Here is a 24761-nt window from a genome sequence, read left to right on the forward strand (position 1 = left end):
TTGTGTTAATTTCTAGGCAAAGTATCCCAAACTATCGCGTCCACCGGAAATTGAAGATCCGCCATTGCGTGACTTATCAACCTGTAAACTCTCGTATGAAAGTGTTAACTCTTCAATTGCCACTGCATTGGAATCCGCGCTTAATGAGGCTGACTTCCAGGCAACAGGAACGGCACCAATTAGTGTCCAACACTGCATTGTTTCTCCTGCTGGGTTGAATACCAAAATATTAATGTTACGACGTTCTTTTTTCGGTAGATTATTGCCTTGATTACGCCCAACATCGCTTAATATTTTACTAATCCAATCCCAAAAAACTAAATCATTAGTGATACCCCGCTTGAGGGTCACATCTGAAAATTCTGCCTGACCTAGAAAAATTCTCTGTTGATCGTTGACACCGCCTTCATAGTGTTTTTGAGCCTTGATCGTCACGCCCAAGCCTTGGCACTCGGTGAAACAGGCAGTAATATTACTTTGAATTTCTACATAAAAACGATTGGCAGTAACGTAGTTTAGTTCGCGGACGCTAGTGCCATTTTTGTTCTGTCCATTATTGCGACTTGACGCAGACGACTGTGCTGGTGGCAGTGGGGCGGGCATCAGAAGTATCCTCCGTAGTTTCTACTGCGTTCCCTTTGACGACGTAAATCTTCAAGCATCAATTCATAAACGCGATCGCTCAATTGCCTCAGCAATAAAGGATCGCGCAGAACTTTAGCGGCTGTCTTTGATACCGCAGTTTGGTTATCTTTATCGTTACTGGGAACTAAACCCGGTGCTGCGTACCCAGCCGGACGAGTGCTACTCCCAATGGGTTGTAGATAAGATTGTGTCCCCAGATTAGCGATCGCGCCGGAAACCGCTTGTTGGGAAGAATACCTGTTCATAAAAAAACCAAAACTTCCTGTTATTTTAGGGCACCCGTTTTTGGCTGATTGCTAGACAAAGGTCTAAATTCAGCTAATAGCTATTCGCCATTAACCTCTAGGGATCTAATCCACTCTAATCCAGCAGGTAATTATCTAAAAACTATTCTAGCGGTTGTAACGGCACCAGTCCGGCTTTGCTCAGCAATCGCTGTGCCTCAAGAGTTCTCAGCAGCTCGGCGAATTTTTGACCGGCAGGGATACGGCGGTTATCTCCAGAATAAATAACCGTTATCGGATATGCCAAGGGGTAGGTGCTATTTTTGAAAAATTCTATATTAGGATGATAACTTCCTTTATCATCACAGAGGTCTGTTGTTGGCTCTACAGGCTTCCCATTATCTTGAATTAACGCCTGGATTGCTGGTTTATTTCCGTCTTTTAAAGCTAAGGGATAAGCCGAACATTGACCGAAAACTTTGCTGATTGTGCCAAAGGCAATTCCTCCAACCTCATCATCCTCAAAATCCCGAATCACCTGTCGTAGAGTCTCGAAGGTTGACAGAGGCTTAATTTCTGGCTCAAAGGAATTTTTAAACAAAGGAGGTGGTTGCTCGCTCTTTTGAATTAATTTTCTAAATAGAGCAATTTTTTGCTCATCTTTAAGAACTCGTTGCTCAAATATTCGTACCGCCTCAGTTTCTTTCGGAATATAGAGTTTTACAGGTAAATCAGGCCCTCCTAAAACTTGCCAATTAGTAATTTCGCCAGTGTAAAGCTGACGCAATTGCTCAAAAGTAATTTGACCCTTGAGAGACTGAGGAAGGCTTTTCTCTCGTTTGGCGTAGCTGAAGGCAACAAACACGACCAGCCCATCGTAGGCAACTGGTTTATACTTCAATTCGCTGGTCAAATCACTCACCAAGCTAGAAATCGCAAAGTCTACTTGCTGCGAACTGACTTTCGCGATCGCTTCCTCTCCGGAAGGCTCAGCTTGATAATTCAACTCTAATTTTGGCTGACGTTCTCTGAGCTTGTCTTCTAAAGTTTTATTCTTTGAGATGAGATTGGCGTGGCGCAGGATATAGCTCCATGTTCCGTCTTTTTCTGCTGTGTAAGTAAACTTACCCGCAGGAATACCAGGGATTTCCTTGATGCAACAAACCAGAAAATCATCATCGGCGGCACGATTACCCGCTTGGGACTTCGGAATCAAAAACCAGATGAGTATTCCCAACAAAGTCACTCCCAAAGCACCCAACAGCAGCCAGGGAAGACGACGCAGCTTGGTTTTTTGCTCTTCTAGCGGCACTGTGTCTACAACTACTAGATCGACTGGTTTCTCTGGCGGCAACTTCAACAGTGCTTGTCGTGCTTCCTCAGCACTCTCAAAACTGACATCTAGCCCTAAAAGGCGAAAAATGAACATTTTGAGGTGAGGTTCCACTACAGGCCATTGCTGTTCATCCTTGGGGTCAAGCAGCTGACCGGAAACGGGGTCAGTAGAGCGTCCTACTAACAGGTAAAAAGCCACGTATCCCAAAGCGATTAAGTCTTGGGTAACTGTAGGGATAACGGTTTGGGCAGTTGGCAGGTCGAACAGACGTTCCCAAAGCGCCAAATCGCATACATGGATAAAAAATTTCTGGTCGTCTGTCACCATCAGCAGACTATCTAAACTAATATTGCCGTGAGCGATTCCCTGCTGCACCTGACCGGAGGGCAGACTAAACTTTTGACCGTGGAGAAACTCCAGGGTTTGCAGGACTTGGTTGAGGACTTGGCGCACTTGCCGACTGGTCATCGCCCCATTGGCGGCAAGGCAGGCGTTTAGAGTTGGATGGGTATCTAAATTGCTCGTGGTAACAAGATAGCAGCGTTCCGCAATCGGGTCAGAAATAGCGTCCCAAGGGTGACGCAAGCGAACATCTTGGACTCTTCCATCTGCTAGACTCAAACCGGCTGCTAACTCGAAGGTTTGCTGACGCAGGCGGGTTTCTTCCTCGTTAAAACAACGGTCGGGAAGCAGGTACTCTTTAATCACAACAGGCTGCTGATCGGCAACCTGAATTCCCTTGTACAGTCGTCCCATTCCCCGGCGTCCCAATAAGCCTTCGATTCGATATCTTCCCCGACGTCCCCGGATCTCACTTTTCTCAGCTAAGGTGGCAGGGAAACTACATTCTGAGCAATATTTGGCGGTTGGATCTTGCTGAACCGTTTGTAACGGTAAGGTACAGCTTAAGGCTTCACTATACTTGCAACGGTACTGTCTGTAGAGGTGGTCAACTCCCTGGACCTGCGGGGTAAATTGAGGCGGCGGTACTTCTGTTAGGTCTGATGGAGTCGTTGGTTCTTCTAGCGTTAGCGGATCGAGTTCGGTTTTGATTTCGTCAACGACAGGTGCAATCCATTGGTATTGACTCAACCAACCGTATTGGTGGAGTCTGAAATGGGGGGGGTTCCGCCTTAGATACTCCCTTAGAACAATTTTGGGAATGTTTGTCAGTGCCACCGAAAATTCTCCGGATAAGCGATAGGTGGATGGTAAGTTAACATTGATTTAACGTACTGGGAATATAAACTGATGGCAAAAGAGGAAGTAATAAAACTTTTTAGAGCTGTTCAAACTGACTCCGCCTTACGGGAAAAGCTCAACTCTGCACCCGACTTGGAAACCTTAGTCAAAATGGCTGAAGAATGTGGTTATCACTTTACAGTTGAAGAATGGAAAGATACAACCGGATTTAAGGTAGAAGAGTTGGAAGGGGAATTGTCAGAAATCCCTGGTTTATAAGTTTAATCAGCTGTAAAGAATAATTAGCGCGATAGCGTTAGCGAAGCGAGGCGTTAGCCTAGCGCCGACCTGTCGGTTAGCCTTCTCATTTCACACCCAGCCTTTCACTTCCGCATCGGTGAGAGGTCTTTCCAGTTTGACATATTCGCTTTTTGCTGCTTGCAAAATGTGTTGCATCCCGACCGGCTCATTGGCATCTGCGGCGATAAAGGCTGCATTGAGGGCAATATTGCGAATGTTTCCCCCGGCGACGTTTAGCCGTGCTAGCTTCACAGGATCTAGCCCTTCAGTCGGTGTTTTTCTGGGGAAGATGCGCTGCCAAATTTCAGCTCTTTGGGTGGCATCAGGGAAGGGAAACTGAACGATAAAACGAATCCGGCGCAGAAATGCCTGATCGAGAGAACCTTTTAAATTAGTCGTCAAAATCGCTAAGCCTCGGTAAGCTTCCATGCGTTGTAACAGGTAGGCAACTTCAATATTGGCATGACGGTCGTGACTGTCTTTCACTTCAGAACGCTTGCCAAACAGGGCGTCAGCTTCGTCAAACAGCAGAATTGCTCCCCCAGCTTCTGCGGCATCAAATACTCGCCGCAGGTTCTTTTCTGTCTCCCCGATATACTTACTGATGACGGAACTCAGGTCGATGCGATAAAGGTCTAGCTGCAATTCGCCAGCCAGTACATCTGCTGCCATTGTTTTGCCAGTACCGCTGCCTCCGGCAAATAAGGCGCTGATGCCCAAGCCGCGTCCGCTGCCGCCAAATCCCCAGTTTTCGTATACTTTGGCACGTTGCCGAACGTGAGCGGCAATGTCGCGCAACACCTGTCGCTGTGCCTCTGGCAATACCAGCTCATCCCAACTGGCTCCTGGGATAATGGGTTGAGCCAGGTCGTTGAGTCTCTGGCGAGCTTGTGAACGGCAGGTATCCCACAAGAGGGTGCTGAGCGTTTCTTGAGGACTGAGGGGTGAGGACTGAGGGATGAGGACTGAGGACTGAGGACTGAGTGAACAGAGAGATTCTTTATTATCTCCTCTACCTTTTGCCTCAGTACAAACAGCGTAAATAGAAGGGGCGCTAAGGCTGAAATGGGATACCAGCGTATCTAGATGTCCGTTCAAGCTTTCTGCTGCTTCACCCAAAGCATCTTGCCAGATAGCCCGTTGTTCGGGGGCAGTTGGCTTGCTAACATCAATCGTAATTGAGGGACGCTGTCGCGATCGCCTTCTTTCGGGACTAGTGACGATTATCGGGCTGGTGACTCCTTCAATCAACGAGGCAATAACATTTTCTCGCGCTGGATCGCTTGTCTCGACATCGTCACAGTCGAGTAACAGGACACTCTCACTTAAAATGGCTTCCCGATTCCATAGCCGCAGGATACTGTTAAAGTCGCTGGGACTGGTGGGAATTGCTTGGGCGGACATCGCATATAAGTTGAGCTGTAAAAGAGCGCAAGTTGCAGATGCGATCGCTCGTTTGCTGGCAGTCTCATCTCCACATAGCTGCACGACAGGTAACGCCGAACCTTGTTGCGATGCCTGCAACCACGTCTCTGCCAGTTGTTCTGCAACTTGTCGGTGCGATGGCACCAAACTTTGAACCGAGCGGTGCAATGGCTCGATAATGCCTATGAGCCGTTCATCTAGATGTTGCACGCCAGCGATGTAGTGCAATATTCGCTCGTCAATTCGCAAGGGACTGGAGGTGAGTGTAGTGCCTGTCCCAACTTCAATCAGTTGCCAGCGACGCAAAGATGCCGTGGGGGTTAGTGCATCCCAATGGGAGGCAGGTAGAATCGCCAGCGCTAAGCTCATTGTCGGATACGCCTGCCGCTCGTTGCCTTGAGCGATCGCGCATAAAGAAGGAAAACTGGGGTCAAGTTCCATCCCCACGCACAACAGCAGGATATCCCGCTCAAAATCTGACAAACCGAAGGTTTTGCACAGTTGTTCTAGTGTTGCTGGAGGCGAAAGGTTCGAGGTCAGAGGTAGAAAATCTTCTTCCTGGACTTTTTCCTCTCCTTGCATCTTTGCCGCTTGGCGTTCTAACGCCTGACGCACGCGAGCAACTTCTCCCATGAAGTAGCGCTGATTCGCTGCTTGCCAGCGATCGCTAGTCGTGGTCATCATACAATCGTTACCTTTGGGTCAATATACTGCTGGAAGGTCGGGCTGTCTTTGTCCGTATCCACGCTCAACATACTTTCCGCTCCATCTACGTGTACCCGCACCAAATACTCTCCTGGCTTCACATCTCGAACCGGAATGATTACCGAGGTTGTATCGGCTCGACGCGGTAAAGCATCAAACAGATAAGCGCCTGGGTTATTGATTGACCGTTCGTTCAGCGCCACCACAACTCGCTGCTTGTTGCCGATAGTAAGATTTACTTGCAGCGTCAGGTTCGCCGAGCGCAGTTCATCTCCACTTCCCTGAATGTCGGTAATACTTACTTCTGTAATCGTTGGACGCAATACAAACGGTGCCACATTCGACTCAACACTGCGTTGGAGAGCAGGCTGGAGGCTTAACGCAGGGGTCGAGTTGCCTCTGGATGTTGCGCCGTTAGATTCGACTCCCCCGTTTGCTACAGGGGCGCTGGGGCTTGACAAGTGATGAATCACCTGTAAACTTTGTACGCCTGCGCGGAGCGACTCAGCAGAGAAGGCACTTAGGGGTAATATGACTTGGGTTTCGTGAACTTCTGAGGGCGTCGCTTCCGCCTCACCAAGACGCACCCGCGTGATGTTGCTATTCAAATTTTTACCCCGAATTAGCAACGTGCTGTCTGCCAAGATTGCCTGAAACCTGCCCGCTTGAGACACCACCTCCTGAATCACCGGCTGATTGGAAAACGGCACCACACCGCTGAACCTGTACTCGCGCGCGGGTAAAGCTTTCTGGGCTGCTTCTTCCCCTTCTATCATGACGACGGTCGCTCGGTAAGCAACTGATAGGGTGTAGGGGGTTTGGAAGAATACCGACCAAACTTTAGATAAATCTTCTAAAGATAAATCCATTGGCACGAAGCTAATTTCTTCGAGCTGTTCGGAGAGGTTAGAGTCCGCTAAGTAGGTAAAGTTAGAATCAGCGATCGTGTCCCAAATCATTTCCTGGGTTAGAGTTGAGCGATCTTTAAGGGTACGGACGACGCTGCCTAAAAGTCGTTGCGGTTCTAACTCAACCTCATTGCCATAGAGACTGATCATGTAATGCAGATCGAGAGCATTGTGCGATCGCTTTGCCATTTCGCCCTTACGATTGCGATTCCGCACATCTGCACTGCTGCGCCACACGGGATTGAGACTCACTTGATACAGGTAGATGTTCACTCCCGTCTCTGGGGTGCCACTCCCTAAGTTACTGGGTCGCACCGTTGTCACTCTTGCGCCATCCAGGTCTATTTGTACAACAGCTTGCAAAGTTCTTTGCAAAGCAGCAGTGACAGTAGCGATCGCTAAATAATTGCTCATAAAAAAAATTCAGCAATCAGCTTCGCAAAAAGCCGATTTATTCGTTTTCACAGTTTAGCTTGACAAAGGTTTGTTTTGATAATGACCAGATTCTGACCATTAAGCACTAACTAATCCGAGTTTTAAGGCTTTTACAATTGCTTGCGTGCGGCTGGTGACACTGAGTTTTTCAAAAATTGCTGTTAAGTGAGCTTTAACCGTAGCGACTGTAATGTAAAGGCGGCGGGCAATTTCTTCATTAGAAGATCCTTCAACGAGCCAGTGTAAGACTTCTCGCTCTCGTTCGGTTAAGTGAATGCTCCGACCGGAAAGATGCGATCGTCCTGCATAAAATTGAAACAATCGAAAGAAGCAAGCTGCAACTTCTGGCGATAAATACACTTCATTTTTCATGACGGTGTTAATTGCTTCGCACAGTTGAGTTGCCACCCGGTCTTTAAACACGTACCCGCTAGCACCCGCCTGCATCGCCCGAAACACCCATTCGTCTTCCCGGTGTCCTGAGAGAACTAACACTTTCCCCTTATAGGACATTTCTCCTAAACCGATCAAGGCGGTAATTCCATCTCCAGGGGGCAATTCCATATCCAGCAAAATCATCGCTGGCTTTTGCTCAGCGGTTAATTTTAACGCTTGCTCTACAGAAGCCGCCTCTCCGACAATCTCAAATCGAAAAGAGCCGTTATTACTCAAGAAGTCAAGTAGAGTCCGTATCCCTGCTCGGAAGCGTGGTTCATCATCCACGAGTAAAATCGAAATTGGCGCTGGTGCGGACATTTTAGAGAACCTCAAGGCGACTGTTCGTTTTAGAGGGTGAGTAACTCATTTATCATTCCCACTGACTCACTGAAAATTGCTATCGAGGTAGGGTGAAGGAAAACTGTGCCCCACCAGAAGGCAAGTTTTCTACCCAAATGGTTCCTCGATGGTCGAGGATAATTTTTTTTGCGATCGCCAAACCCAAACCAGTACCGCCTGGACGCTTAGAATAAAAAGGTGTGAATACTTGTTTCAAGTCTTCTTCAGAAAGCCCGGAACCGCAATCGGAAACTTCAACGATTACTTCAGATTGAAAGACTTGCCAATTACAAGTAATCATTCCCCCAGGGGGGCTAAAATGAACTGCATTACTCAACAGGTTGTCAAATACCTGTTTCATCTGCCATCGATCCCCTGCCAGCGTGACCGGCTTCTCCGGATAGCGGATATGCAGTCGTTTTTCTTCTAACCAAGGTTGCAGACCTTGGATACTTTCAGCCAATGTTTTCCGCAGCTCATAAGGTGCTACCTGTAGTTTTGCCTGCTGTCCGCAATAAACCAAATCCGTTAAGTTTTCAATTAACTCATTCACGGTTTCGCGAACAATCCCAGCCTGCTCTTGCAAGCAGCCAGATGGCAACCCTAAACATAAATTTTCGGCGTAAAGACTAATCAGTGCCAAGGGATTTCGCAGTTGATGTTCTGTACGACCTAGCACTTGCTCAAGTAATTGAATCTCAGCTTTTTGACGGGAACACTCGCGAGACATCACCAGGTAGTGACTCAGCAATTGAGCCTGTTTTTCTACGCCTTGTTGTTGCAGCGAAGAAAGGGGATTTTTACTCCATAACAGCAAATACCCAACTTCTTTGGCTTTCTGCTCGCTGAGAGGGCAAACGTAAGTGTTGTAGCTACAAGCGGTGTCAGCAGATGCACTTTTAGCACGCTCGGTTATTTCGCTCAACTTCAGCGCAGGAAGGGAATCTTCCCACTCCACCTCAGCAAAAAATTTGGGCAACTCCGCGTAATTTCCTTGGCGCTCGTCTGAATAATAGGCTACTAATTGACGCTTTTGGGTATCTAAATCTTGGTAAACAATCCAGGCGGCTACAACAGGTAGTTGTGCGCCTATCTGTTCGAGATGGAGCTTGCAAATACTCCTAAGATCGGGAGGGTACGGTGTACCTAGCGAACCGAGTGTGGAGGAAGGTGGATGCACCTGTACAGCAAACCGTTTTATTCCAACCTTCATCTGTAACTCCCCGCCATACAGGATATTTCAGTAACGTTGAATCGGATGTAAGCACCACTGAATTTTCATTTTGCGGAGCTTGTCATCTTCCGCAAGAAATAAATGACAAATCTAGCTTAGTCGGGGATTTCAGTCTTCATCCGTATTTACACACATTTTTTAAAGTTTCGACCAAAGTCTAATAAACACTCTGGGGTTGTCTTCCTAATCTAGACCTATACAGCCTAAACACCCAGTCTTATGATCCCTGCTGCTGCCCAGACTTTGGCAGAAATCCTGGCTGAAGGGACTTCCCTGCTCAGTACAGAGCAAATTGATTTCAACCACCCTAGTATGCGGCAGGATGTAAGACCAGCACTGAACCTGTTCTGCTACAACATCGGGGAAAACAGTCAGGTAGACCACAGGATTAACCAGGAAAAACCGCATCCACCCACTTTTGGGAAGTATTCCCCATTATGGTTTGACATTTCCTTCCTAGTCAGTGCCTGGGATCGTACCGTCCTGGGAGAACAGCGTCTGCTGTCAGAAGCCTTGATGCTGTTGTTACGTTACCGCTGGCTACCAGAAGAGCTGCTAGCGCCTTCACTACGGGGTTATGGCAACTTGTCAATGACCATTTCTGCCGTTGGGCTTATTGATGCCGTCGCTCTATGGCGTGCGCTGGGGGTTCCATTACGTCCAGCTTTATATGTAACCGTGACAGTTCCCTTTAACCAGCTAGGACAAGGAGAACCAATCACACCTATAGAAGTAGTAGGGAATGGGGTAGTAGGTAGTAGGTCGTAACAATTACCTACTACTCTAGGGGCGATCTAGCAGGTCGCCCCTACCAATTACCGATTACCAATTACCGATTACCCACCACTAATCAAGGAAGACTACGCTATGCCAATGGATTATTTTGCTCCTGGTGTCTACGTCGAAGAAGTAGACCGTGGTAGTCGCCCGATTGAAGGCGTAAGCATGAGTGTTGCTGGGTTTGTTGGCTTTACCGAGGATGTACGCGGTGATGCCGAACTGTTCAAACCCATGATGATTACCAACTGGAGCCAATACCTAGAGTATTTTGCCAAACAAGGCTCCGATGGTTACACAGACTTCAACGCCTACCTCCCTTTTGCCGTCAATGGCTGGTTTATGAACGGCGGTGGACGCTGTTGGGTGACTAGCATTGGTACCAAACTCCCCGGTTCGGAACCACCAGCACCGGAGGAAACAGCCACAAAGCTCAGAACCTCTGGAAATCGTCCCTCTTTGATGTTTGCGATTAAGGCATCCGAAGGCGAAGAGGATGGTAGCTCAGCTCTTGCCTTACCCGGTGGACGAGTCAATGTTTCGATCCTTCCCGATGAACCCAAAGCTCCTGAAGATCCAGAGGCAGAACCCCCACTCAACACGGGTGAATACTTTAAAGTCATCGTTAGTCGCGGTGGAGAGAAACTCGAAGAGTACAGCCACCTGACCATGAACCCGGACGTCGAGGCGCAAGTGGGTACCTATGTCATCACTGCGATTAATGAGGGGATTGGCGACCACGAGGCATCTCAATTTTTGTCCGTCACCGATATGTCCACCAGCGGACAACCCCTGTCTCGACGACCTGTCAACGGCACCTATGAAGTCAGCCCTCCACCCGTCATTTCTAGCCCTGAACGCTTTCCACGGGATGTAAATGGGGTGCGCGATGACCGCACGGGCGTCCAAGGGATTTTTGAAATTGACGAAGTGTCGATGATTGCCTGCCCCGACCTAATGCTGGCATACCAACGCGGTCTGCTGGATTTGGATCAGGTTCACGGCATCATGGAAATGATGGTTAGCATGTGCGAAAACAACGCACCCAGCCCCAACTACCGCATGGTTGTTCTTGACCCGCCACCTTGCAAGGGAGGCGGCGATCCTGTACCCCCTGAGCAACAAAAGCCTCAGCACGTAGCTCAGTGGTTAACTAACTTCAATCGTCGTTCTATGTTCGGGGCATTATATTATCCCTGGATTAAAGTGGCGAATCCACGCAATGCCGGACGACCGATTTTGGTTCCCCCTTGCGGTCACATGATGGGGATTTGGTGCCGCACCGATGAGACTCGTGGCGTTTTCAAAGCACCTGCCAACGAAGTTCCTCGTGGTGTTCTGGGTCTAGCCTACGAGACTAACTTCCGCGAACAGGAACTGTTAAACCCCGTGGGGATTAACTGTATCCGCAACTTCGCTAACTACAACCGAGGTTTCCAAGTTTGGGGCGCACGGACTCTGGTTGAACCCGCTAATGTCCAGTGGCGCTATATCAGCGTCCGCCGCCTGATTAGCTACATCGAGCGCTCAATTGAAATCGGTACCCAGTGGGTTGTGTTCGAGCCTAACGATCAAGATTTGTGGGCGCGAGTTACCCGCACGGTCAGCAATTTCCTCGAACGGCTGTGGCGTGCAGGGGCGTTATTCGGTGGTTCGCCTGGTGAATCTTTCTACGTGAAGTGCGATGCCAGTATCAACACCCATGAGACGGTAATGCTGGGTCGTTTGTATGTCGAAATTGGAGTTTGCCCTGTCCGACCAGCGGAATTTGTGATCTTCCGTATCAGTCAGTGGTCTCCTAACCAGTAGGTTAAAACTCTCAGATATCAGCTCTTGATCAAGAGCTGATATCTGAGCTGATATTGAAAAATTTGTAAGGAGGTTTTGAATAATGGCGATTATTACCGTTGAGAATTTTGAATTAGAAATTAAGGGCGTAGGTGACGGTTTACAGTTTAAAAGTGTTGACTTACCAGCATATAAGACTGACGTTCAACACGGTGATGCCCTAATGTCTGGTGCCAAGGGAGCTGTACGGCAGACTCTTACTAAGAAAAGGGAAGCCGCGGTTCAAATTACTTTAGTAACCCTAGCGAGTGGAGATGCAAAAAGCACTAGCTCACTGATGCGAAAGTGGTTGCTACAGTGTATGCCAAAAGCAGAGGATGGTGGCGGTTTTCCAACGAGTGCCAGGATGGCAGAAGGCGTAATAAAATCCTATAACTCAGCCGGAGAAATGGTGGACTCTTGGAAGATGAGCGGAGTTTGGATTTGTAAATATCAAATCGGGAAACTCAGTGCAGATGGCGGGTTGCTTGAAGAAACCTTTACGCTACAGGTTGACCAATTTGATCCAGCTTGATCTATCTAAGTCTGGGTGTTTGAGACAATATTCTTAATTTTGTTCGCTTTAAGAAGCGATCGCAAAAATCATTCCTTTGCACTTTGTAATTGATTGGAAGGTTATTTATGGCTGATGCTGTTGAGTTACTATCTAGTGATAACTATGATGTAGCAATTGGTGATATCAAAGACATCATTATCAAAGAAGTCAGTGGGATGTCAGTAGATATGTCCCCAAAGGGTGCTGATAATGCCATCGGTTCTGGCCCGAAGGGAAAATCGCTGGTTCTCAGTGTTCCAAGTCAACCGAAGTATGGCGAGATAACGCTCGTTTTGGTGCCAGGAGCGCATCAAGGCGGAAATGACGATAAGCTGTGGGAGTGGTACAAGGATTGCGCCTCGAAAGCTAACCTTGGGGAAGCTGCAAAAGCGCGAACTTTACGCAAAGAAATGACAATTAATGTCTATTACTCCGGTTCAGAGGGGAAGGTGGGGTTAACTTACAGTTTTGTAGGGGTGCTTCCCAATAGTTTTGATGTTCCTAAGCGGGACGCAGGGAGTAGCGAACTGGAAACTTGGACGCTTAAGCTGAACTACGAGCGGATGAAGTTTACTGTATCGGCGTAGAAGGAATTCTAAAGTCAACTCCCTGTAAAACTGCGCTGGTGAGGTGAGATGTTGCACAGTCTTATTCACCAGTCATTGATTTATCAGCTCGAAAGCTCATTGGTTGTAAGGCGGTATCAACTGTGACAGACTTCCCTGAAATTCTTACCACTTGCCGATTTTTTCTAGAACTAAAACTAAATGGCAGCAATGATGCAGTAGACGGCTACTTTATGGATTGTAGCGGTTTTAAGTCTACCCAACAGGTGATAGAAATCTCTGAGGTGACACCTCAAAAGTGGGGAAAAGATGGGGAATCTAAGGGTCGAATTGTCAGTACAAAAATTCCGGGTAAGGTGAGTTACAGCAATATCACTTTGCGCCGGGGGCTGACTTGTTCGATGACGTTATGGAACTGGATTCAAGCTGTCCAGGATGGAGATTGGGCTGAACAACGACGAGATGGTTCTTTGGTGATTTATAATCAAGCGGCGGAAGAACAGTTTAGATTTGAGTTTCAACGGGCGTGGCCTACTAGCTATAAAATTTCTGATGTGAATGCGGCTGGGGGTGAGCTGGAGATTGAAGAAATAGAAATGACAGTTGAACAGTTAAAACGGATTCAAGTAGCAAGGAATGATTCAAACTGAGTTTGAATTTACTTTACCTAAGGGATATCTCGATGCGGATGGCAATCTGCACCGCAAAGGTGTGATGCGTTTGTCGAGGGCGATGGATGAGATTGTTCCTTTGCGAGATCCGCGTGTTAAATCAAATCCTGCCTACGCTACAGTGATTATTTTGTCCCGCGTGATTGTCCGCTTGGGAGCGTTGGAGGAGGTCACGCCTTCAGTTGTTGAAGGCTTTTTTGCTTGTGACCTGAATTATCTCCAGAAATTTTATCGTCAAATTAATGACCTAGAACAGGAAAATGCAGGATTGAAAGAAGCCACGAACCCCTCTGCAAATCCTGTACTGGCTTCTGATTCTGAGTAAAGCGTCTCATGTCCAGCGATCGCATCCAAACAGAATTTGAATTTGTCCTCCCTAGAGGATTGGTCGATGCTCAAGGGGGCGTTCATCGCCAGGGGGTGATGCGTCTGGCAACGGCAAAAGATGAAATGTGCGTCCAAAAAGACCGGGGCGTTCAGGATAATCCAGCTTATGGAGTCTTGGTAATGCTCTCGCGGGTGATTACCTGTATCGGTACTGTAACCGAGGTAACGCCTACGCTGTTAGAGGGTCTTTTCTCGCGAGATCTGGCATATTTGCGGGAGTTTTACAATCGCATTAACCAGGAGGGGGAAGCTTACATTCCGGTTCAGTGTCCCCAGTGCAATCGTCAATTTCAGGTGGAGCTTTCTCTATCGGGGGAATTCTAGGCTACCCTTCGGACGTACTACGCCAAGAGGTAGCCTTGATAGCTTTTCACTTTCACTGGTCTTTAGAGGATATCCTCAATCTGGAACATCGCGATCGCCGGGATTGGGTGACAGAAATTAGTCAGCTGGTGCAGCCAGAATAAAGTAGGAGTAAGGGCTTGACCCTTACCCCTAATTCACTGCAATGCTTTCCTTTATCGGGTTGGCTTCTGAGTGATATCTACCACTAAGGGTTCTTCCGCCACTGTGCCGAGATTAACTAACTTTAACAAGTCTTTCCAATCGGTCTCTAAGGTGAAATCGCTAGGATTGGCGTTACGTAAGTCAGCTAGAGATGAGAGGGTGTCAAGCCACATCCCAGCTTCTGCATAGATTGCTGGGCGATCGCGCGGTGCTGCTTTCTTTAGATCATTCCTCAGGGCAACATTTGGTTGGACTCGTTGAATCCACCCTTCTACAGAAATATCTGCTCCCCGATCTTCAGCATCGCAAATCATTGATAACGACCAACGATATTTTTTGCCAGCAACTAACGAGGGTGCATCCTTTTGAGGAAGGCTAACACTCACAACACCTCCTGTGCTAGGAATCGGCAATGTTGTTTCGTATATTACCTGCTGACTTGTTTCGCCGTCATACAGAATAAACTCTGCGTCCTGGGCGGAAGTTTTAGGAACAGCAACAAATAATGTCGGGCGAGCTGCTACAGTCAAACCTACATTTGTGCTGGGTAACAATGCCATGAGCGACTTTCCTTGGGCGGCGCAGCTGCTGCTACCACGCGATGCTCCCGGTTCTCTAGTTTTGGGTGCCCCAACCCTTGGCAGCCTAAATCTTAAGCGCCCTGCCACACGCATTTCCCTACGGTTCAGGCTGGGTTGTTGAATCGGTTTGCTTTTTGTGGTAGCGGTGGCTGGAAAGCTGGTAGCGATCGCACTAAGCCCCACAAACAAGGCTAAGGAGAGTGTTGTGAAATACACAGAAGACTTGTTCACCATAATCTTTAAGTTGTTGCAGTGGGTTTACCTAGCGAGCAGCAAGCGGAGTGCATACAAAGGGATCGAAACACTTTCCAAAGGGATCGCCTCCATGAGGCATCGTGCTTTGTAAATAAACTCGATCGCGACCGTAGTGGTTTTAGACAAAGACTCTTTAATCTTCAACAAAGTTTCCCACTTTTCCTGGCATATCTCTACAAATTAGCGATTAATTTTGTCATGTTTCTTGCCTTAGTGGGTACTTAAAATCGCTGGTTTTTGCTTAGTACAAAATTTGATGTTATAACTACTATAAAATTATCTCTCAAATTGGCACTTTTTCTGTTCTCAATCAAAAAAATTATCTGTTTGTCCGATTTCTTCTCAAAAGCTTCATAAAGTTTTGTAGTCAATTAATTTTTTGGTTCTTGACGACTCAATTTGCGGCTTAAACAATTTTCAAGGACACAAGGATACATACAAATTCTTAATCTTAATTTCCTCTGTTTAAGCTACACATTGAGCGAAGATTAAAACTCTAGCCCCTAGAGAGGAGGCGGCAATTATATGGTTTCTCAGCTCAGTTCAAAGATTCGCTCCCTGCTATCAAACACAAACAACCTACGCACAGCAGCTTTAAATTTTGGTGGACAAGTTGTTCTCACCAGTGTGGTGGCGACAAGCTTGGTCGTGGGAGCTAGGCAACTAGGGATACTCCAAGGACAAGAGCTGGGTGCTTTTGACCAGCTGACTCGGATGCGTCGTGATGAAGGTCCAGATAATCGCCTGTTGCTGGTGGAGATTACTGAGGGAGATATCCAAACTGAGAAAGGGTGGCCTATCTCGGATGCCACAATTGCCAAAGCGTTAGAGAAACTAGAGCAGTATGAACCGAGAGCCATCGGTATAGATATTATTCGGGATGTTCCGGTCAAAGAGGGGAATGCCAATTTATTGAAGATCCTCAAAGGAAGCGATCGCATTATTACGATCTGCCAACTCAGTGATGATAAACAGGCAGGATTTCCACCACCGCCGGGAATCTCACCAGACCAAGTGGGATTTGCTGATTTCGTCAAAGAACCTGATGGATGGGTTCGCCGCAGTCTCTTAGTTGCAAGTCCTCCAGCCCCGAACGCTCCCTTAGAGAACCCACATCTTTGTAGCGATCCCGAAGAGCAACTCACCTCCTTGGATTTGACCCTAGCACTCATGTACCTGCAAGCTGAGGGAATCGAAGCAGAACCTTCAGAGGATGGAAACCTGAAGATCGGTTCCACGGTATTCAAAAGCCCCGATCCGAATGCTGGGGGATACCGGAAAGCCGACACGGAAGGGTTGCAGATGTTGATTAACTACCGTTCGGCAAATCTGCCTGCCCAAAAGATAACGCTTACAGATGTACTCAAGGGCAAGACCGATCCGGCTTTAGTCAAAGATCGGGTTGTTTTAGTTGGCTACACCGCAGTCAGCGTGAATGACGACTTCAACACACCCTACAGTGCTGCTCAAGAAGGCACTCAGAAAATGCCCGGAGTGGTCATTCATGCTCAGGTTGTCAGTCAAATCCTCAGTGCAGTTCTGGATAAACGACCGCTATTTTGGTACTGGAATGAGTGGGCGGAAATTGGATGGATTTGGGCCTGGTCGTTGGTGGGAGGCTTAGTGGCATGGCGGATTCGGCGTCCCTTGCTCTTGGTGATTGCGGGAGGGGGAGCGATCGCCCTCTTGTTTGGAACTTGTTATGTTTTGTTTCTCAAAGCAGGATGGATACCCCTCGTGCCCCCAGCATTGGCACTGGTGACAACGGCAGTCGGCGTCGTTTTGATAGATAGAGGATACGCCAAAGCCATCTATCAAGGCGTCAAAGGGTTTTTAAAAATCGATATTGAGATTGACCAGGAAAAGAAAGAACGCCAAGTAGCGGAAATTACAGAAAGTGACTACTTCCAAGAATTGCAGGAAAAGGCGAAAAATCTCAGGAGTCGAGAAAGCAATCCTTCTGAAAAAACAACTTCTAAATTAAAAGTCGAGAGGTCAGAAGCGGCTGAAACAACGGCAGAAACTGACTACTTACAACAGTTGCAGCAAAAGGGAAAAAGTTTCAGGAATCGATCCAATGATGGGGAAGCAGAAGCTACCACTGAGTCAACCGTTGAAATCCCAGAAGCCGCTGAAACAACGACAGAAATCGACTATTTACAGCAGTTGCAGCAAAAGGGACAAGAGTTAAGAAATCTATCCAATGATAGGGAAGCAGAAGCTACCACTGAGCCAACTGTTGAAATACCAGAAGCTACACAGGCAAGCCAAGCCACTGAAACAACAGAAGAAATCGACTACTTACAGCAGTTACAGAAAAAGGGTAAAAAGTTAAGAAATCGGCATCATGATGGGCAAGCAGAAGCTGTTGCGGAATCAAACGTTGAAATACCAGAAGTTGCATTGGCAAGCCAAATTACTTCTCCTGTCGAAGAATTAAGCAATCAGCAGGACGGACAGGGAGAAGCCGCAATTGAGTCCAATATCTCCACCCCAAAAGTCCTCCAGCCAAGCCAAGAAGTTGAAGAAACCGAAGAACTCGACTACTTCCAGCAGTTGCAGCAACGAGCAACCTTGAGAAATTGGGAGGAAGATAGGCAAACCCAAGCTGCTACTGAGTTAAATACCTCAATAGCAGATGTCACACCAGCAAGCCAAGAAACTGAAAGTGAAGAACTCGATTACTTCCAGCAGTTGCAGCAACGAGCAAACTTGAGAAAATCGAGCAGCGACGGGCACGCAGAAACCACTACCGAGTCAAATTCCTCAACAATAGAAGTTCTAGAGACTAGCCAGGAAGCTGAAAGCGAAGAACTCGATTACTTCCAGCAGTTGCAGCAACGGGCAAAAACCGTGAGGAATACAGAGACTGAATCTACCTGATGGCAGCGAGATAAAGCGCTATTAGAGGACATCTACCGATACATCGAACTGAGTATGCTACGCCGGATGCGTAGGCTCGCGATTCACATCATTAGCTGAAGAACAAGGAAGGAAAAGATGAATCAGGAACGAATCGATCAATCACCCACCGATTCCAGCGGACACCAAACTGATATTGGTCTGAATATGCTTGATATGATGAATTTGCCCGATGACCTGCAAAAACTCGTCAACTGGATGATGCGTCAAAAAAACGTGACCTTGCCGGAAGTGGCAGCTCACACTGGCGAAAGTGAGGAAGTTGCCCGCACCCAGTTAGAAGCTCTAGTCGCTCAAGGCGTCGTGCAAGAACTAGAAGAGGGAGAAACACTCCGCTACCGACCTCGCCTTGCCTCTAAACAGCGAAGCAAGCTATCTACAAATATCTGGCAGAACCTGGAGTGAGTAAACGAAATAAGCGTCTATCAAGCTGTGGGAATTAGCCTAAATGCAAGTTTCTATTACCTTGATCAGGTTGTAATCCTATTTGGGTTGTGAGGCGCTAGATTAACACTTCTTCCAGCCCCTCCCTAACGCTTGAAAAAAGAGCAGATGAGAATCTATATGTTGCAACCAAAAGACAAAATGGTATAGCGTATAAGCCGCACGGTTCATTCCCCGCGCCCTTGAGTGGGCTTTCTCGATTGTTTTCTGTTAAGGATGAAGAATCCTCTCACATATTGAGGTAAACCATGTCAAAAATTGTGTCCATCCACTCATTCCGGGGTGGCACCGGCAAATCAAATTCGACGGCGAATCTGGCAGCTTTAGTGGCTCGCTTTGGGTATCGCGTTGGTATCGTTGATACCGATATTCAATCGCCAGGAATTCACGTGCTTTTCGGTTTCGATGAGCAGAAGATGGAACACTCGCTCAATGACTACTTGTGGGGTCGCTGTTTAATTGAAGAAGCTGCTTATGATGTCACCTCAGTTTTAAGAAAAACTGGCGTTAAAGGCGGCAGCATTCATCTGATTCCTTCTAGTATCAAAGCAGGGGATATTACTAAAGTTCTGCGCGAGGGATTTGATTTTGGTCTCCTCAATGACGGTTTCCAAGAGATAATGGAAACCTTGAATCTGGATTACTTATTTATTGACACCCACCCAGGTCTTAACGAAGAAACTCTACTTTCTATTACTATCTCTGATATCTTGGTGCTAATTTTGCGTCCAGACCGCCAGGACTTTCAGGGGACTGCTGTGACAGTGGAAGTGGCTCGGAAATTACAGGTGCCTAAGATGTTGCTGCTAGTAAATAAGGCACTACCCGTTTTGGATTTTGATGCCTTGAAGCAACAGGTAGAAAAAACCTACAATGCTCCGGTGGCCGGAATTTTGCCGCTTTCAGAAGAGATGATTCAAATGGCAAGCAGCGATCTCTTTTGCCTGCGGTTTCCAGATCATCCCTTGAGTAAGGTAATGGAAAAGGTTGCCAAGATGATTATGGCTTAATAGGTAATTGTCAGTGCAACCGAAAAAACAACTGAATTTGTAGGGACGGGTTTGACAAAATATTGGTGATTAGCTAAGCATATTGATAAACTCCCCTACACTATGGACTTTTGCTATTTAATTAATTGCCCGTAACCATTCGCAAAATAGTTTGGGGAAGTTGGGTTATCTGCTGCCAAAGGTCTTGGGGGCCAATGCCAAAGAAGAGTTGTAAAACGAGAACAACTGCCGCAATTAAAATGGCTGTGCCGATGCTGGCTTTCACTACCTTAATGAGCAAGGTGAAGACTAACCAGGATACGATGAGTGCGGCAATTAGAATGATTAAGTCTACTGGCATGGACGTTACTCTCAAAGGTATTCATCAGGCTGGAGAATTTTGACAAGGTAACAGAATCTTTGCTTGGCTAGCTCGAAAATACAGAGATAGTTTTCGTGAAGTCACCTTTGCGAACTTCATTTACTAGCTTCAAGCTTTAGTCTGTAGGAAACTTGCTTTTAATTCCCGATCGCCTGTCTAATTTTCCCCGAAATAGCGATACTTTTACTTTGATTTACTCTCCACCGGGCATATAAAGCAGACGCCATTGCCCCTTCACTGTGCCAAAGACGGCTTGATATTCAAGGGGAGAATAAGCGAAGCGATTGGAAATGTAGCCCGGTTTTCCATTTGGCAAAATTACCGCAGTCCACCCGTTGATGGAACTGTAATCTTCGCCTCGTTGCGCCCGTTCTCTGGCGCGTTGTTCTTCGATTTGACGATTGACTTTGACGACTTCGTTTGAGAGTAAGCCGACTACTGGACTCTCTACGCTGGGTTGCGATCGCACGTTCACATTTTCACCTACAACGATGACGCGGCTTAATTCGTAGGAAACGCCATCGGCAGAATTTGGTGCGGGATACTGTCGAGCAAAATCGCGCGGTACAGTGTTACAAATCCAACCTGGAGATTGGGGATCAACGTCCGGTTGCCCCTGGTTAGTGGTTTGAAAACAACCGGCAGCTAGGGCTTTTTCTAGCCATCCCCAGATTGGGGCATTGTGATTTTCTAGCTTCAAATCGGGGAGGGTGCTGATGCCGTGACCAATGCCAATTTGGTTGGGGGGCAAAATGGATTGCAGAAACTCAGCATCGCGCGATCGCACTGCTTCCCGCAACTGTTGCCGAAATTGAGCGAAGTCACTTTCTGGGTTTACTTCATCTACCAGAACGATGCGTTGATGGGGAAAGTCATCCAGCTTTGGCTGTATTGCCACATCCGTTTGAGTCTTTAGCTGTGGCGTTGTGGCTTCAACTGCATCGTTGTTGGTTTTAACGGTGGAAGCGATCGCAGTTGCTTGTGAGGTCGAAGTTGATTGCGGTATATTTGTTTCTATGCTTTGTTGGTTCTGTTCCCCAGTTTGGCGACCGGCTGTTGCTAGAGTGGCACCAGTAATTGCCGAAATCGCAACTGCCCCCATAATCAAAAAGTATATTTTTTTCATAACTAATGCCGATAACGTCTTTTTGTTACCTACAGTTGAGACGCTAGGATTTCAGGCAAAGTTATTAAATTTTTGTTTTTAAATACATGAATATGCCGGGAGGCTGATGATTGGCGCTCCCAGCAAAGGTCGTATATTATTTCTCTTCTACATACATTGGAGGCTCAATCGCAAAATTGTTTAGCTGCCCCGCTTCATCCAGGATGTAACCCTCGGTCGTATCTAAACCAGTTCCTTCTTCTTGTTCTCTAGCTGCTTCAACTTGGTGTTTATTCAGCTCTTTGTCCACATTAGATGGAATCACCGCATCTGCTGCATTCACGCCCAATACTGATTGCGATAATTGAACTCCAATGTGGTTGTTTCCTGGTGCCCCTCTTCCCGGTTCTGCTTCGCTGGGATCTTCTGGCAATACTGGATTTTGTTCGTCGCTCATGAATTTTTCTCCTATGTTATTTTAAGTTGAGCGTAGTCTGTTTATTACGATGTTTCTATTTATGAAGGTAGCTTAGTTAGTATCGCTCTTTACTCTTTCGCGGGTATTAAATTGGTAAAGGCAAAGGTAGAGAGCGCAGCGGCATTGCTTGATAGCAGAGGCTTGGCTTGACGCTGGATAGGCGAGATTTCCTCTGACACGGAAAAGACGCGATCGCATTGAACTCCTCTCAGCACGTCGGTAATTATAGGGAAATCGCAGCCAGAACCAAGCTTAATCCTTTCACAGTAAAATAAATTTAAAAAATCCATCTTAGTGCGGATATATCGGTAAGCACAATGAATAGGATTAGCAAATCTGATTGTTCTAAGAAATCGGGTTTGGGGTACTGTAACGCAATTTTCAGTTTATTTCGCTCGTTTTGCGGAAATTGTCTTTCAATTTTCCGGTTTTATAATAAACACGCTAGTAAACAACTCCTTTCATGGCATCAATCGCCCGCAAAAACCTATTTGAGGATATTCCCCGCTTCCTGGCAGCTCAGGCGGGGATTATGTTTGCAGTTAGCTTAGTCACTATTCAAACGGGTATTTTCAATGGATTTACTCGCGCTACGACTTTGCTAATCGACAATTCCAATGCTGATATCTGGGTATCCTCAGCGGATATGATTCACATGGAGCTGACACTACCCATACCCGCGCAGCGAGTTGTTGAGGCTCGACGGGTAGAAGGCGTAGAACAAGCTGAACCGCTGATTGTCCAAGCGTCTTTGTGGCGAGATTCTCGGAACAAGATTTCACCGATGAGAATCATCGGATTCAATCCAGCCGGAGAATTATTTAGTCCAGGGAAAGTTATTCAAGGAAGTTTGAGTGCCTTAAAGCAGCCTTACACGGTGATGCTGGATAAATCTAATTTGCGTCCTTTGAACATCAAACAAATTGGCGATGTTGCTGAAGTTGGCTCATTTAAGGCACAGTTAGTTGCTCTGACGCAAGACACTCAATCAATTACATCGAATACTTTTTTGTTCACCTCGTTGGAGACTGCCAACGCTTACGCAAATTCCCGCGTAACGACGAGTTTAAACTGCAAGCTCCAATCGGGTGACATAAAGTGTACCAGTGCGTCGGCGAGTTTTAATAACCCACCCGCTGCGAATAATCTATCTGCTCCTGCACCCCAGAAATTAACTCCTACTGATTTAATCACCTATGTATTGGTGCAGGCAAAGCCCGGTCAAGATTTACAGCAACTCAAGAAAAAGTTAGAAGCAGCACTACCAGATACCCGCGCTTATACGAAGGCCGAAATGGCATCGCAGACGCGGGTTTTCTGGCAGCAGCGCACGGGAATTGGGTTTATTTTGGGCTTGGGTGCCGTTGTTGGCATTATTATCGGGATGGCGATCGCCGGTCAGATCCTCTACGCTTCTGTATCTGACCACTTAAAGGAGTATGGTACGCTCAAGGCGATGGGAGCTTCAGATTGGAAGATTTACGGTGTGATTGTCGAGCAGGCGCTCTGGATGGCGGTTCTGGGCTATATTCCCAGCATGGTTCTTTGCCAGGGGTTGGGAGCTTGGACGTTTGCTACTCAGGGAATCATCATTTTAATCACGCCTGGAAGTGCGATCGCCATCTTTGGGATTACGACTCTGATGTGTGTTGGTTCAGCTATCTTTGCTATTCAAAGAGTGACTCGTGTCGATCCGGCTATTGTTTTTAAGGCATGATTTTAGAATTTTGCCGCTTTAGGATAATAGTCGATGGTTTTCAGGAACCTGATATACTCAATGACCATCAATAATAAATGTAGATGTCTGTTTTATCCTAACTGATAGTAAGTTGAACTTTATATTGGCAACAGGGCGGAACACTTAGAAATCAAAACATTATACAAACCTATTTTGGAGAGTATGCGTACTTTAAGTAGGTGAGTGTAATTCAATCTCACTTGAAACGGTGAGGAGAGCAGGGTTCGTACTACCTCAAGTCACACCTACTATTTAGTCCCTAATGTCAATCTCTATCAAATAGATTAATTCCTGCTCGCTATTCAATAGTCGAACAGCTTTTATCTAGAGCCGGAGACATTAATGTTCGGTTTCTTCTTAAAGCCTGCATCTGATTCTTTCCTTCGATGCTTCCGTTGAAATTTTGTCCGGAGTATGGTTACTTAAGACAGATTGCATTTAGTAACTCGTTGTAGTTTAGACCTAACGAATAGAAATTTTGATGATTCTTTCCCAAAGCAACCGTACTCAATTTGCCAGTGTCCGAAATCTAGATGCTATTCCTTCTATGAGTTCGCTTCAGGCTCACAGAAAAGCCATTATCGGCATCGGAGTAGAAATGGTATTCCAGTCGGGAGGATCGCGTTTCCAAGCCCTTAAAAGAGTCAATCTGGAAATCTTCAAGGGCGATATTCAACTATTGATGGGGCCATCTGGATCGGGTAAAACGACCTTACTCTCAATTTTGGCTGGGATTTTGACGCCGACTGCTGGCAGCGTACACTTGCTGGGGGAAGAGATTACAAGGATGTCTCGGAGCCAGTTAGCAAAGTTCAGACTGGAAAATATTGGCTTTATTTTTCAAGGATTTAACTTGTTTCCGGCGCTGACTGCGGCTGAGAATATAGAAGTAGCGCTGAATCTGAAAGGGATTCGGGGACGAATGGCACGGCAACAAGCACAAATTTTGCTAGAACAGGTGGGATTGGCGGATAAGGCGAAAAATTTACCCCGCGATTTATCTGGGGGACAAAAACAACGGGTAGCGATCGCTCGTGCTTTAGCTGGCAATCCTCAGTTGATTATGGCAGATGAGCCTACGGCGGCTTTAGATTCTCACTCCGGACACGCTGTGATTGAGTTACTGCGTCAGCTCGCGAAGGAAGGCGGTTGCACGGTTCTGATGGTGACACACGATAGTCGAATTATGGATGTTGCCGATCGAGTGTTGCATCTAGAAGATGGAAGGTTGAAGGCATAACATCTAATTTGTGAATCGGGTCATTGATAGTTTGTTGCTGTTTGGGAATGGAGAAGTGGAAATGAAATTAGGCGTGCCTTCTTTCCAATTCCCCATTCCTTTTAAGAATTATGAGAGCGATCGCAACTTTAGATGAGAAGGCGGCTGAGGTTGGATGCGATCGCT

At 46.8% G+C, this 24761-nt stretch carries 25 protein-coding genes; 14 read left to right on the forward strand and 11 right to left on the reverse strand.

The genetic code is table 11. The features are described 5' to 3' along the window. Window positions 1-12 precede the first annotated feature (12 nt). The 3 genes from NC996_RS08395 to NC996_RS08405 all read right to left on the reverse strand — a co-directional run bounded on the left by NC996_RS08395 (window position 13) and on the right by NC996_RS08405 (window position 3297). Window positions 13-603, reverse strand: a complete 591-nt coding sequence (locus tag NC996_RS08395) for a phage tail protein (RefSeq protein ID WP_190412619.1) — start codon at window positions 601-603, stop codon at window positions 13-15. Further along, window positions 603-890, reverse strand: a complete 288-nt coding sequence (locus NC996_RS08400) for a hypothetical protein (protein ID WP_199299674.1) — start codon at window positions 888-890, stop codon at window positions 603-605. Before NC996_RS08400 ends, NC996_RS08395 begins: the two co-directional genes overlap by 1 nt. 142 nt (window positions 891-1032) lie before the next feature. Beyond that, complete coding sequence (locus NC996_RS08405) at window positions 1033-3297, reverse strand: substrate-binding domain-containing protein (RefSeq protein ID WP_348259983.1); 2265 nt, start codon at window positions 3295-3297, stop codon at window positions 1033-1035. Between the two features lie 159 nt (window positions 3298-3456). On the opposite strand from NC996_RS08405, the gene NC996_RS08410 reads away from it, so the two are divergent. Further along, complete coding sequence (locus tag NC996_RS08410; protein ID WP_190528434.1) at window positions 3457-3666, forward strand: Nif11-like leader peptide family natural product precursor; 210 nt, start codon at window positions 3457-3459, stop codon at window positions 3664-3666. Window positions 3667-3756: 90 nt separating this feature from the next. Here NC996_RS08410 and NC996_RS08415 read toward each other — a convergent pair whose 3' ends face one another. From NC996_RS08415 to NC996_RS08430, 4 genes are all read right to left on the reverse strand, one after another. Then, complete coding sequence (locus tag NC996_RS08415) at window positions 3757-5796, reverse strand: ATP-binding protein (protein ID WP_190687945.1); 2040 nt, start codon at window positions 5794-5796, stop codon at window positions 3757-3759. Next, on the reverse strand, window positions 5793-7139 hold the full coding sequence (locus NC996_RS08420) for a DUF4255 domain-containing protein (RefSeq protein WP_190687948.1): 1347 nt from the start codon (window positions 7137-7139) through the stop codon (window positions 5793-5795). The genes NC996_RS08415 and NC996_RS08420 overlap by 4 nt, the downstream gene beginning before the upstream one ends. A 99-nt stretch (window positions 7140-7238) precedes the next feature. Next, window positions 7239-7916: a response regulator transcription factor gene (locus tag NC996_RS08425; RefSeq protein ID WP_190412614.1), complete on the reverse strand. Its 678-nt coding sequence runs from the start codon at window positions 7914-7916 to the stop codon at window positions 7239-7241. 79 nt (window positions 7917-7995) lie between these two features. After that, window positions 7996-9150, reverse strand: coding sequence for a HAMP domain-containing sensor histidine kinase (locus NC996_RS08430; RefSeq protein ID WP_190687951.1), 1155 nt, complete (start codon window positions 9148-9150; stop codon window positions 7996-7998). Between the two features lie 240 nt (window positions 9151-9390). Here NC996_RS08430 and NC996_RS08435 point away from each other — a divergent pair, with 240 nt between their 5' ends. The 8 genes from NC996_RS08435 to NC996_RS08470 all read left to right on the forward strand — a co-directional run bounded on the left by NC996_RS08435 (window position 9391) and on the right by NC996_RS08470 (window position 14422). Next, window positions 9391-9939 carry a Pvc16 family protein gene (locus NC996_RS08435; RefSeq protein WP_190412612.1) on the forward strand — a complete coding sequence of 183 codons (549 nt, stop codon included), beginning with the start codon at window positions 9391-9393 and terminating at the stop codon, window positions 9937-9939. A 99-nt stretch (window positions 9940-10038) separates the two neighbouring features. Continuing rightward, a complete protein-coding gene (locus tag NC996_RS08440; RefSeq protein ID WP_190687954.1) occupies window positions 10039-11757 on the forward strand; it encodes a phage tail sheath C-terminal domain-containing protein in 1719 nt (572 codons plus the stop codon). An 82-nt stretch (window positions 11758-11839) separates the two neighbouring features. Beyond that, on the forward strand, window positions 11840-12310 hold the full coding sequence (locus tag NC996_RS08445; protein WP_190412610.1) for a phage tail protein: 471 nt from the start codon (window positions 11840-11842) through the stop codon (window positions 12308-12310). A gap of 107 nt (window positions 12311-12417) precedes the next feature. Beyond that, complete coding sequence (locus NC996_RS08450) at window positions 12418-12918, forward strand: phage tail protein (protein WP_190412609.1); 501 nt, start codon at window positions 12418-12420, stop codon at window positions 12916-12918. A 122-nt stretch (window positions 12919-13040) separates the two neighbouring features. After that, complete coding sequence (locus tag NC996_RS08455) at window positions 13041-13547, forward strand: phage tail protein (RefSeq protein ID WP_190412608.1); 507 nt, start codon at window positions 13041-13043, stop codon at window positions 13545-13547. Beyond that, the gene (locus NC996_RS08460; protein WP_199292022.1) at window positions 13534-13893 is read left to right on the forward strand and encodes a hypothetical protein; all 360 of its coding nucleotides are present in this window, start codon (window positions 13534-13536) and stop codon (window positions 13891-13893) included. The genes NC996_RS08455 and NC996_RS08460 overlap by 14 nt, the downstream gene beginning before the upstream one ends. A gap of 8 nt (window positions 13894-13901) precedes the next feature. Then, window positions 13902-14279: a phage tail assembly protein gene (locus NC996_RS08465; RefSeq protein ID WP_190687957.1), complete on the forward strand. Its 378-nt coding sequence runs from the start codon at window positions 13902-13904 to the stop codon at window positions 14277-14279. Then, entirely contained in the window at window positions 14273-14422 is a 150-nt protein-coding gene (locus tag NC996_RS08470; protein ID WP_339380423.1) for a DUF6760 family protein, read from the forward strand. Before NC996_RS08465 ends, NC996_RS08470 begins: the two co-directional genes overlap by 7 nt. A 51-nt stretch (window positions 14423-14473) precedes the next feature. Here the strand turns inward: NC996_RS08470 and NC996_RS08475 are convergent, their stop codons facing one another. Next, a complete protein-coding gene (locus tag NC996_RS08475; RefSeq protein WP_190687960.1) occupies window positions 14474-15277 on the reverse strand; it encodes a DUF928 domain-containing protein in 804 nt (267 codons plus the stop codon). A gap of 546 nt (window positions 15278-15823) precedes the next feature. Here NC996_RS08475 and NC996_RS08480 point away from each other — a divergent pair. The 3 genes from NC996_RS08480 to NC996_RS08490 all read left to right on the forward strand — a co-directional run bounded on the left by NC996_RS08480 (window position 15824) and on the right by NC996_RS08490 (window position 19674). Beyond that, window positions 15824-18181: a CHASE2 domain-containing protein gene (locus NC996_RS08480; RefSeq protein WP_190687963.1), complete on the forward strand. Its 2358-nt coding sequence runs from the start codon at window positions 15824-15826 to the stop codon at window positions 18179-18181. 117 nt (window positions 18182-18298) lie between these two features. Further along, window positions 18299-18625, forward strand: a complete 327-nt coding sequence (locus tag NC996_RS08485) for an ArsR family transcriptional regulator (RefSeq protein ID WP_190528422.1) — start codon at window positions 18299-18301, stop codon at window positions 18623-18625. 287 nt (window positions 18626-18912) lie between these two features. Then, on the forward strand, window positions 18913-19674 hold the full coding sequence (locus tag NC996_RS08490) for a MinD/ParA family protein (RefSeq protein WP_190412602.1): 762 nt from the start codon (window positions 18913-18915) through the stop codon (window positions 19672-19674). A gap of 121 nt (window positions 19675-19795) precedes the next feature. On the opposite strand, the gene NC996_RS08495 is transcribed toward NC996_RS08490, so the two are convergent. The 3 genes from NC996_RS08495 to NC996_RS08505 form a co-directional block, all read right to left on the reverse strand. Beyond that, window positions 19796-20014, reverse strand: coding sequence for a hypothetical protein (locus NC996_RS08495; protein WP_190412601.1), 219 nt, complete (start codon window positions 20012-20014; stop codon window positions 19796-19798). 214 nt (window positions 20015-20228) lie between these two features. Continuing rightward, a complete protein-coding gene (locus tag NC996_RS08500; protein ID WP_190687965.1) occupies window positions 20229-21161 on the reverse strand; it encodes an SH3 domain-containing protein in 933 nt (310 codons plus the stop codon). Window positions 21162-21297: 136 nt separating this feature from the next. Next, window positions 21298-21597: a hypothetical protein gene (locus NC996_RS08505; RefSeq protein ID WP_190412599.1), complete on the reverse strand. Its 300-nt coding sequence runs from the start codon at window positions 21595-21597 to the stop codon at window positions 21298-21300. A gap of 484 nt (window positions 21598-22081) precedes the next feature. On the opposite strand from NC996_RS08505, the gene NC996_RS08510 reads away from it, so the two are divergent. Both NC996_RS08510 and NC996_RS08515 read left to right on the forward strand, forming a co-directional pair. Next, window positions 22082-23335 carry an FtsX-like permease family protein gene (locus NC996_RS08510; protein ID WP_190412597.1) on the forward strand — a complete coding sequence of 418 codons (1254 nt, stop codon included), beginning with the start codon at window positions 22082-22084 and terminating at the stop codon, window positions 23333-23335. A 568-nt stretch (window positions 23336-23903) separates the two neighbouring features. Further along, window positions 23904-24596, forward strand: a complete 693-nt coding sequence (locus tag NC996_RS08515; RefSeq protein WP_199292335.1) for an ABC transporter ATP-binding protein — start codon at window positions 23904-23906, stop codon at window positions 24594-24596. Window positions 24597-24761: the final 165 nt, after the last annotated feature.

This window comes from Trichocoleus sp. ST-U2 (assembly GCF_039961875.1).
Taxonomy (GTDB): domain Bacteria; phylum Cyanobacteriota; class Cyanobacteriia; order Cyanobacteriales; family FACHB-T130; genus FACHB-T130.

What these genes read in the sequence shown, in the direction of transcription:
- NC996_RS08490 (WP_190412602.1), top strand. Translation starts at nt 18,913, where the DNA reads ATGTCAAAAATTGTGTCCATCCACTCATTCCGGGGTGGCACCGGCAAA.
- NC996_RS08440 (WP_190687954.1), top strand. Translation starts at nt 10,039, where the DNA reads ATGCCAATGGATTATTTTGCTCCTGGTGTCTACGTCGAAGAAGTAGAC.
- NC996_RS08395 (WP_190412619.1), bottom strand. Translation starts at nt 603, where the DNA reads ATGCCCGCCCCACTGCCACCAGCACAGTCGTCTGCGTCAAGTCGCAAT.
- NC996_RS08515 (WP_199292335.1), top strand. Translation starts at nt 23,904, where the DNA reads ATGAGTTCGCTTCAGGCTCACAGAAAAGCCATTATCGGCATCGGAGTA.
- NC996_RS08485 (WP_190528422.1), top strand. Translation starts at nt 18,299, where the DNA reads ATGAATCAGGAACGAATCGATCAATCACCCACCGATTCCAGCGGACAC.
- NC996_RS08500 (WP_190687965.1), bottom strand. Translation starts at nt 21,161, where the DNA reads ATGAAAAAAATATACTTTTTGATTATGGGGGCAGTTGCGATTTCGGCA.
- NC996_RS08445 (WP_190412610.1), top strand. Translation starts at nt 11,840, where the DNA reads ATGGCGATTATTACCGTTGAGAATTTTGAATTAGAAATTAAGGGCGTA.
- NC996_RS08460 (WP_199292022.1), top strand. Translation starts at nt 13,534, where the DNA reads ATGATTCAAACTGAGTTTGAATTTACTTTACCTAAGGGATATCTCGAT.
- NC996_RS08510 (WP_190412597.1), top strand. Translation starts at nt 22,082, where the DNA reads ATGGCATCAATCGCCCGCAAAAACCTATTTGAGGATATTCCCCGCTTC.
- NC996_RS08480 (WP_190687963.1), top strand. Translation starts at nt 15,824, where the DNA reads ATGGTTTCTCAGCTCAGTTCAAAGATTCGCTCCCTGCTATCAAACACA.
- NC996_RS08435 (WP_190412612.1), top strand. Translation starts at nt 9,391, where the DNA reads ATGATCCCTGCTGCTGCCCAGACTTTGGCAGAAATCCTGGCTGAAGGG.
- NC996_RS08415 (WP_190687945.1), bottom strand. Translation starts at nt 5,796, where the DNA reads ATGATGACCACGACTAGCGATCGCTGGCAAGCAGCGAATCAGCGCTAC.
- NC996_RS08410 (WP_190528434.1), top strand. Translation starts at nt 3,457, where the DNA reads ATGGCAAAAGAGGAAGTAATAAAACTTTTTAGAGCTGTTCAAACTGAC.
- NC996_RS08450 (WP_190412609.1), top strand. Translation starts at nt 12,418, where the DNA reads ATGGCTGATGCTGTTGAGTTACTATCTAGTGATAACTATGATGTAGCA.
- NC996_RS08425 (WP_190412614.1), bottom strand. Translation starts at nt 7,916, where the DNA reads ATGTCCGCACCAGCGCCAATTTCGATTTTACTCGTGGATGATGAACCA.
- NC996_RS08475 (WP_190687960.1), bottom strand. Translation starts at nt 15,277, where the DNA reads ATGGTGAACAAGTCTTCTGTGTATTTCACAACACTCTCCTTAGCCTTG.
- NC996_RS08495 (WP_190412601.1), bottom strand. Translation starts at nt 20,014, where the DNA reads ATGCCAGTAGACTTAATCATTCTAATTGCCGCACTCATCGTATCCTGG.
- NC996_RS08505 (WP_190412599.1), bottom strand. Translation starts at nt 21,597, where the DNA reads ATGAGCGACGAACAAAATCCAGTATTGCCAGAAGATCCCAGCGAAGCA.
- NC996_RS08465 (WP_190687957.1), top strand. Translation starts at nt 13,902, where the DNA reads ATGTCCAGCGATCGCATCCAAACAGAATTTGAATTTGTCCTCCCTAGA.
- NC996_RS08430 (WP_190687951.1), bottom strand. Translation starts at nt 9,150, where the DNA reads ATGAAGGTTGGAATAAAACGGTTTGCTGTACAGGTGCATCCACCTTCC.
- NC996_RS08400 (WP_199299674.1), bottom strand. Translation starts at nt 890, where the DNA reads ATGAACAGGTATTCTTCCCAACAAGCGGTTTCCGGCGCGATCGCTAAT.
- NC996_RS08420 (WP_190687948.1), bottom strand. Translation starts at nt 7,139, where the DNA reads ATGAGCAATTATTTAGCGATCGCTACTGTCACTGCTGCTTTGCAAAGA.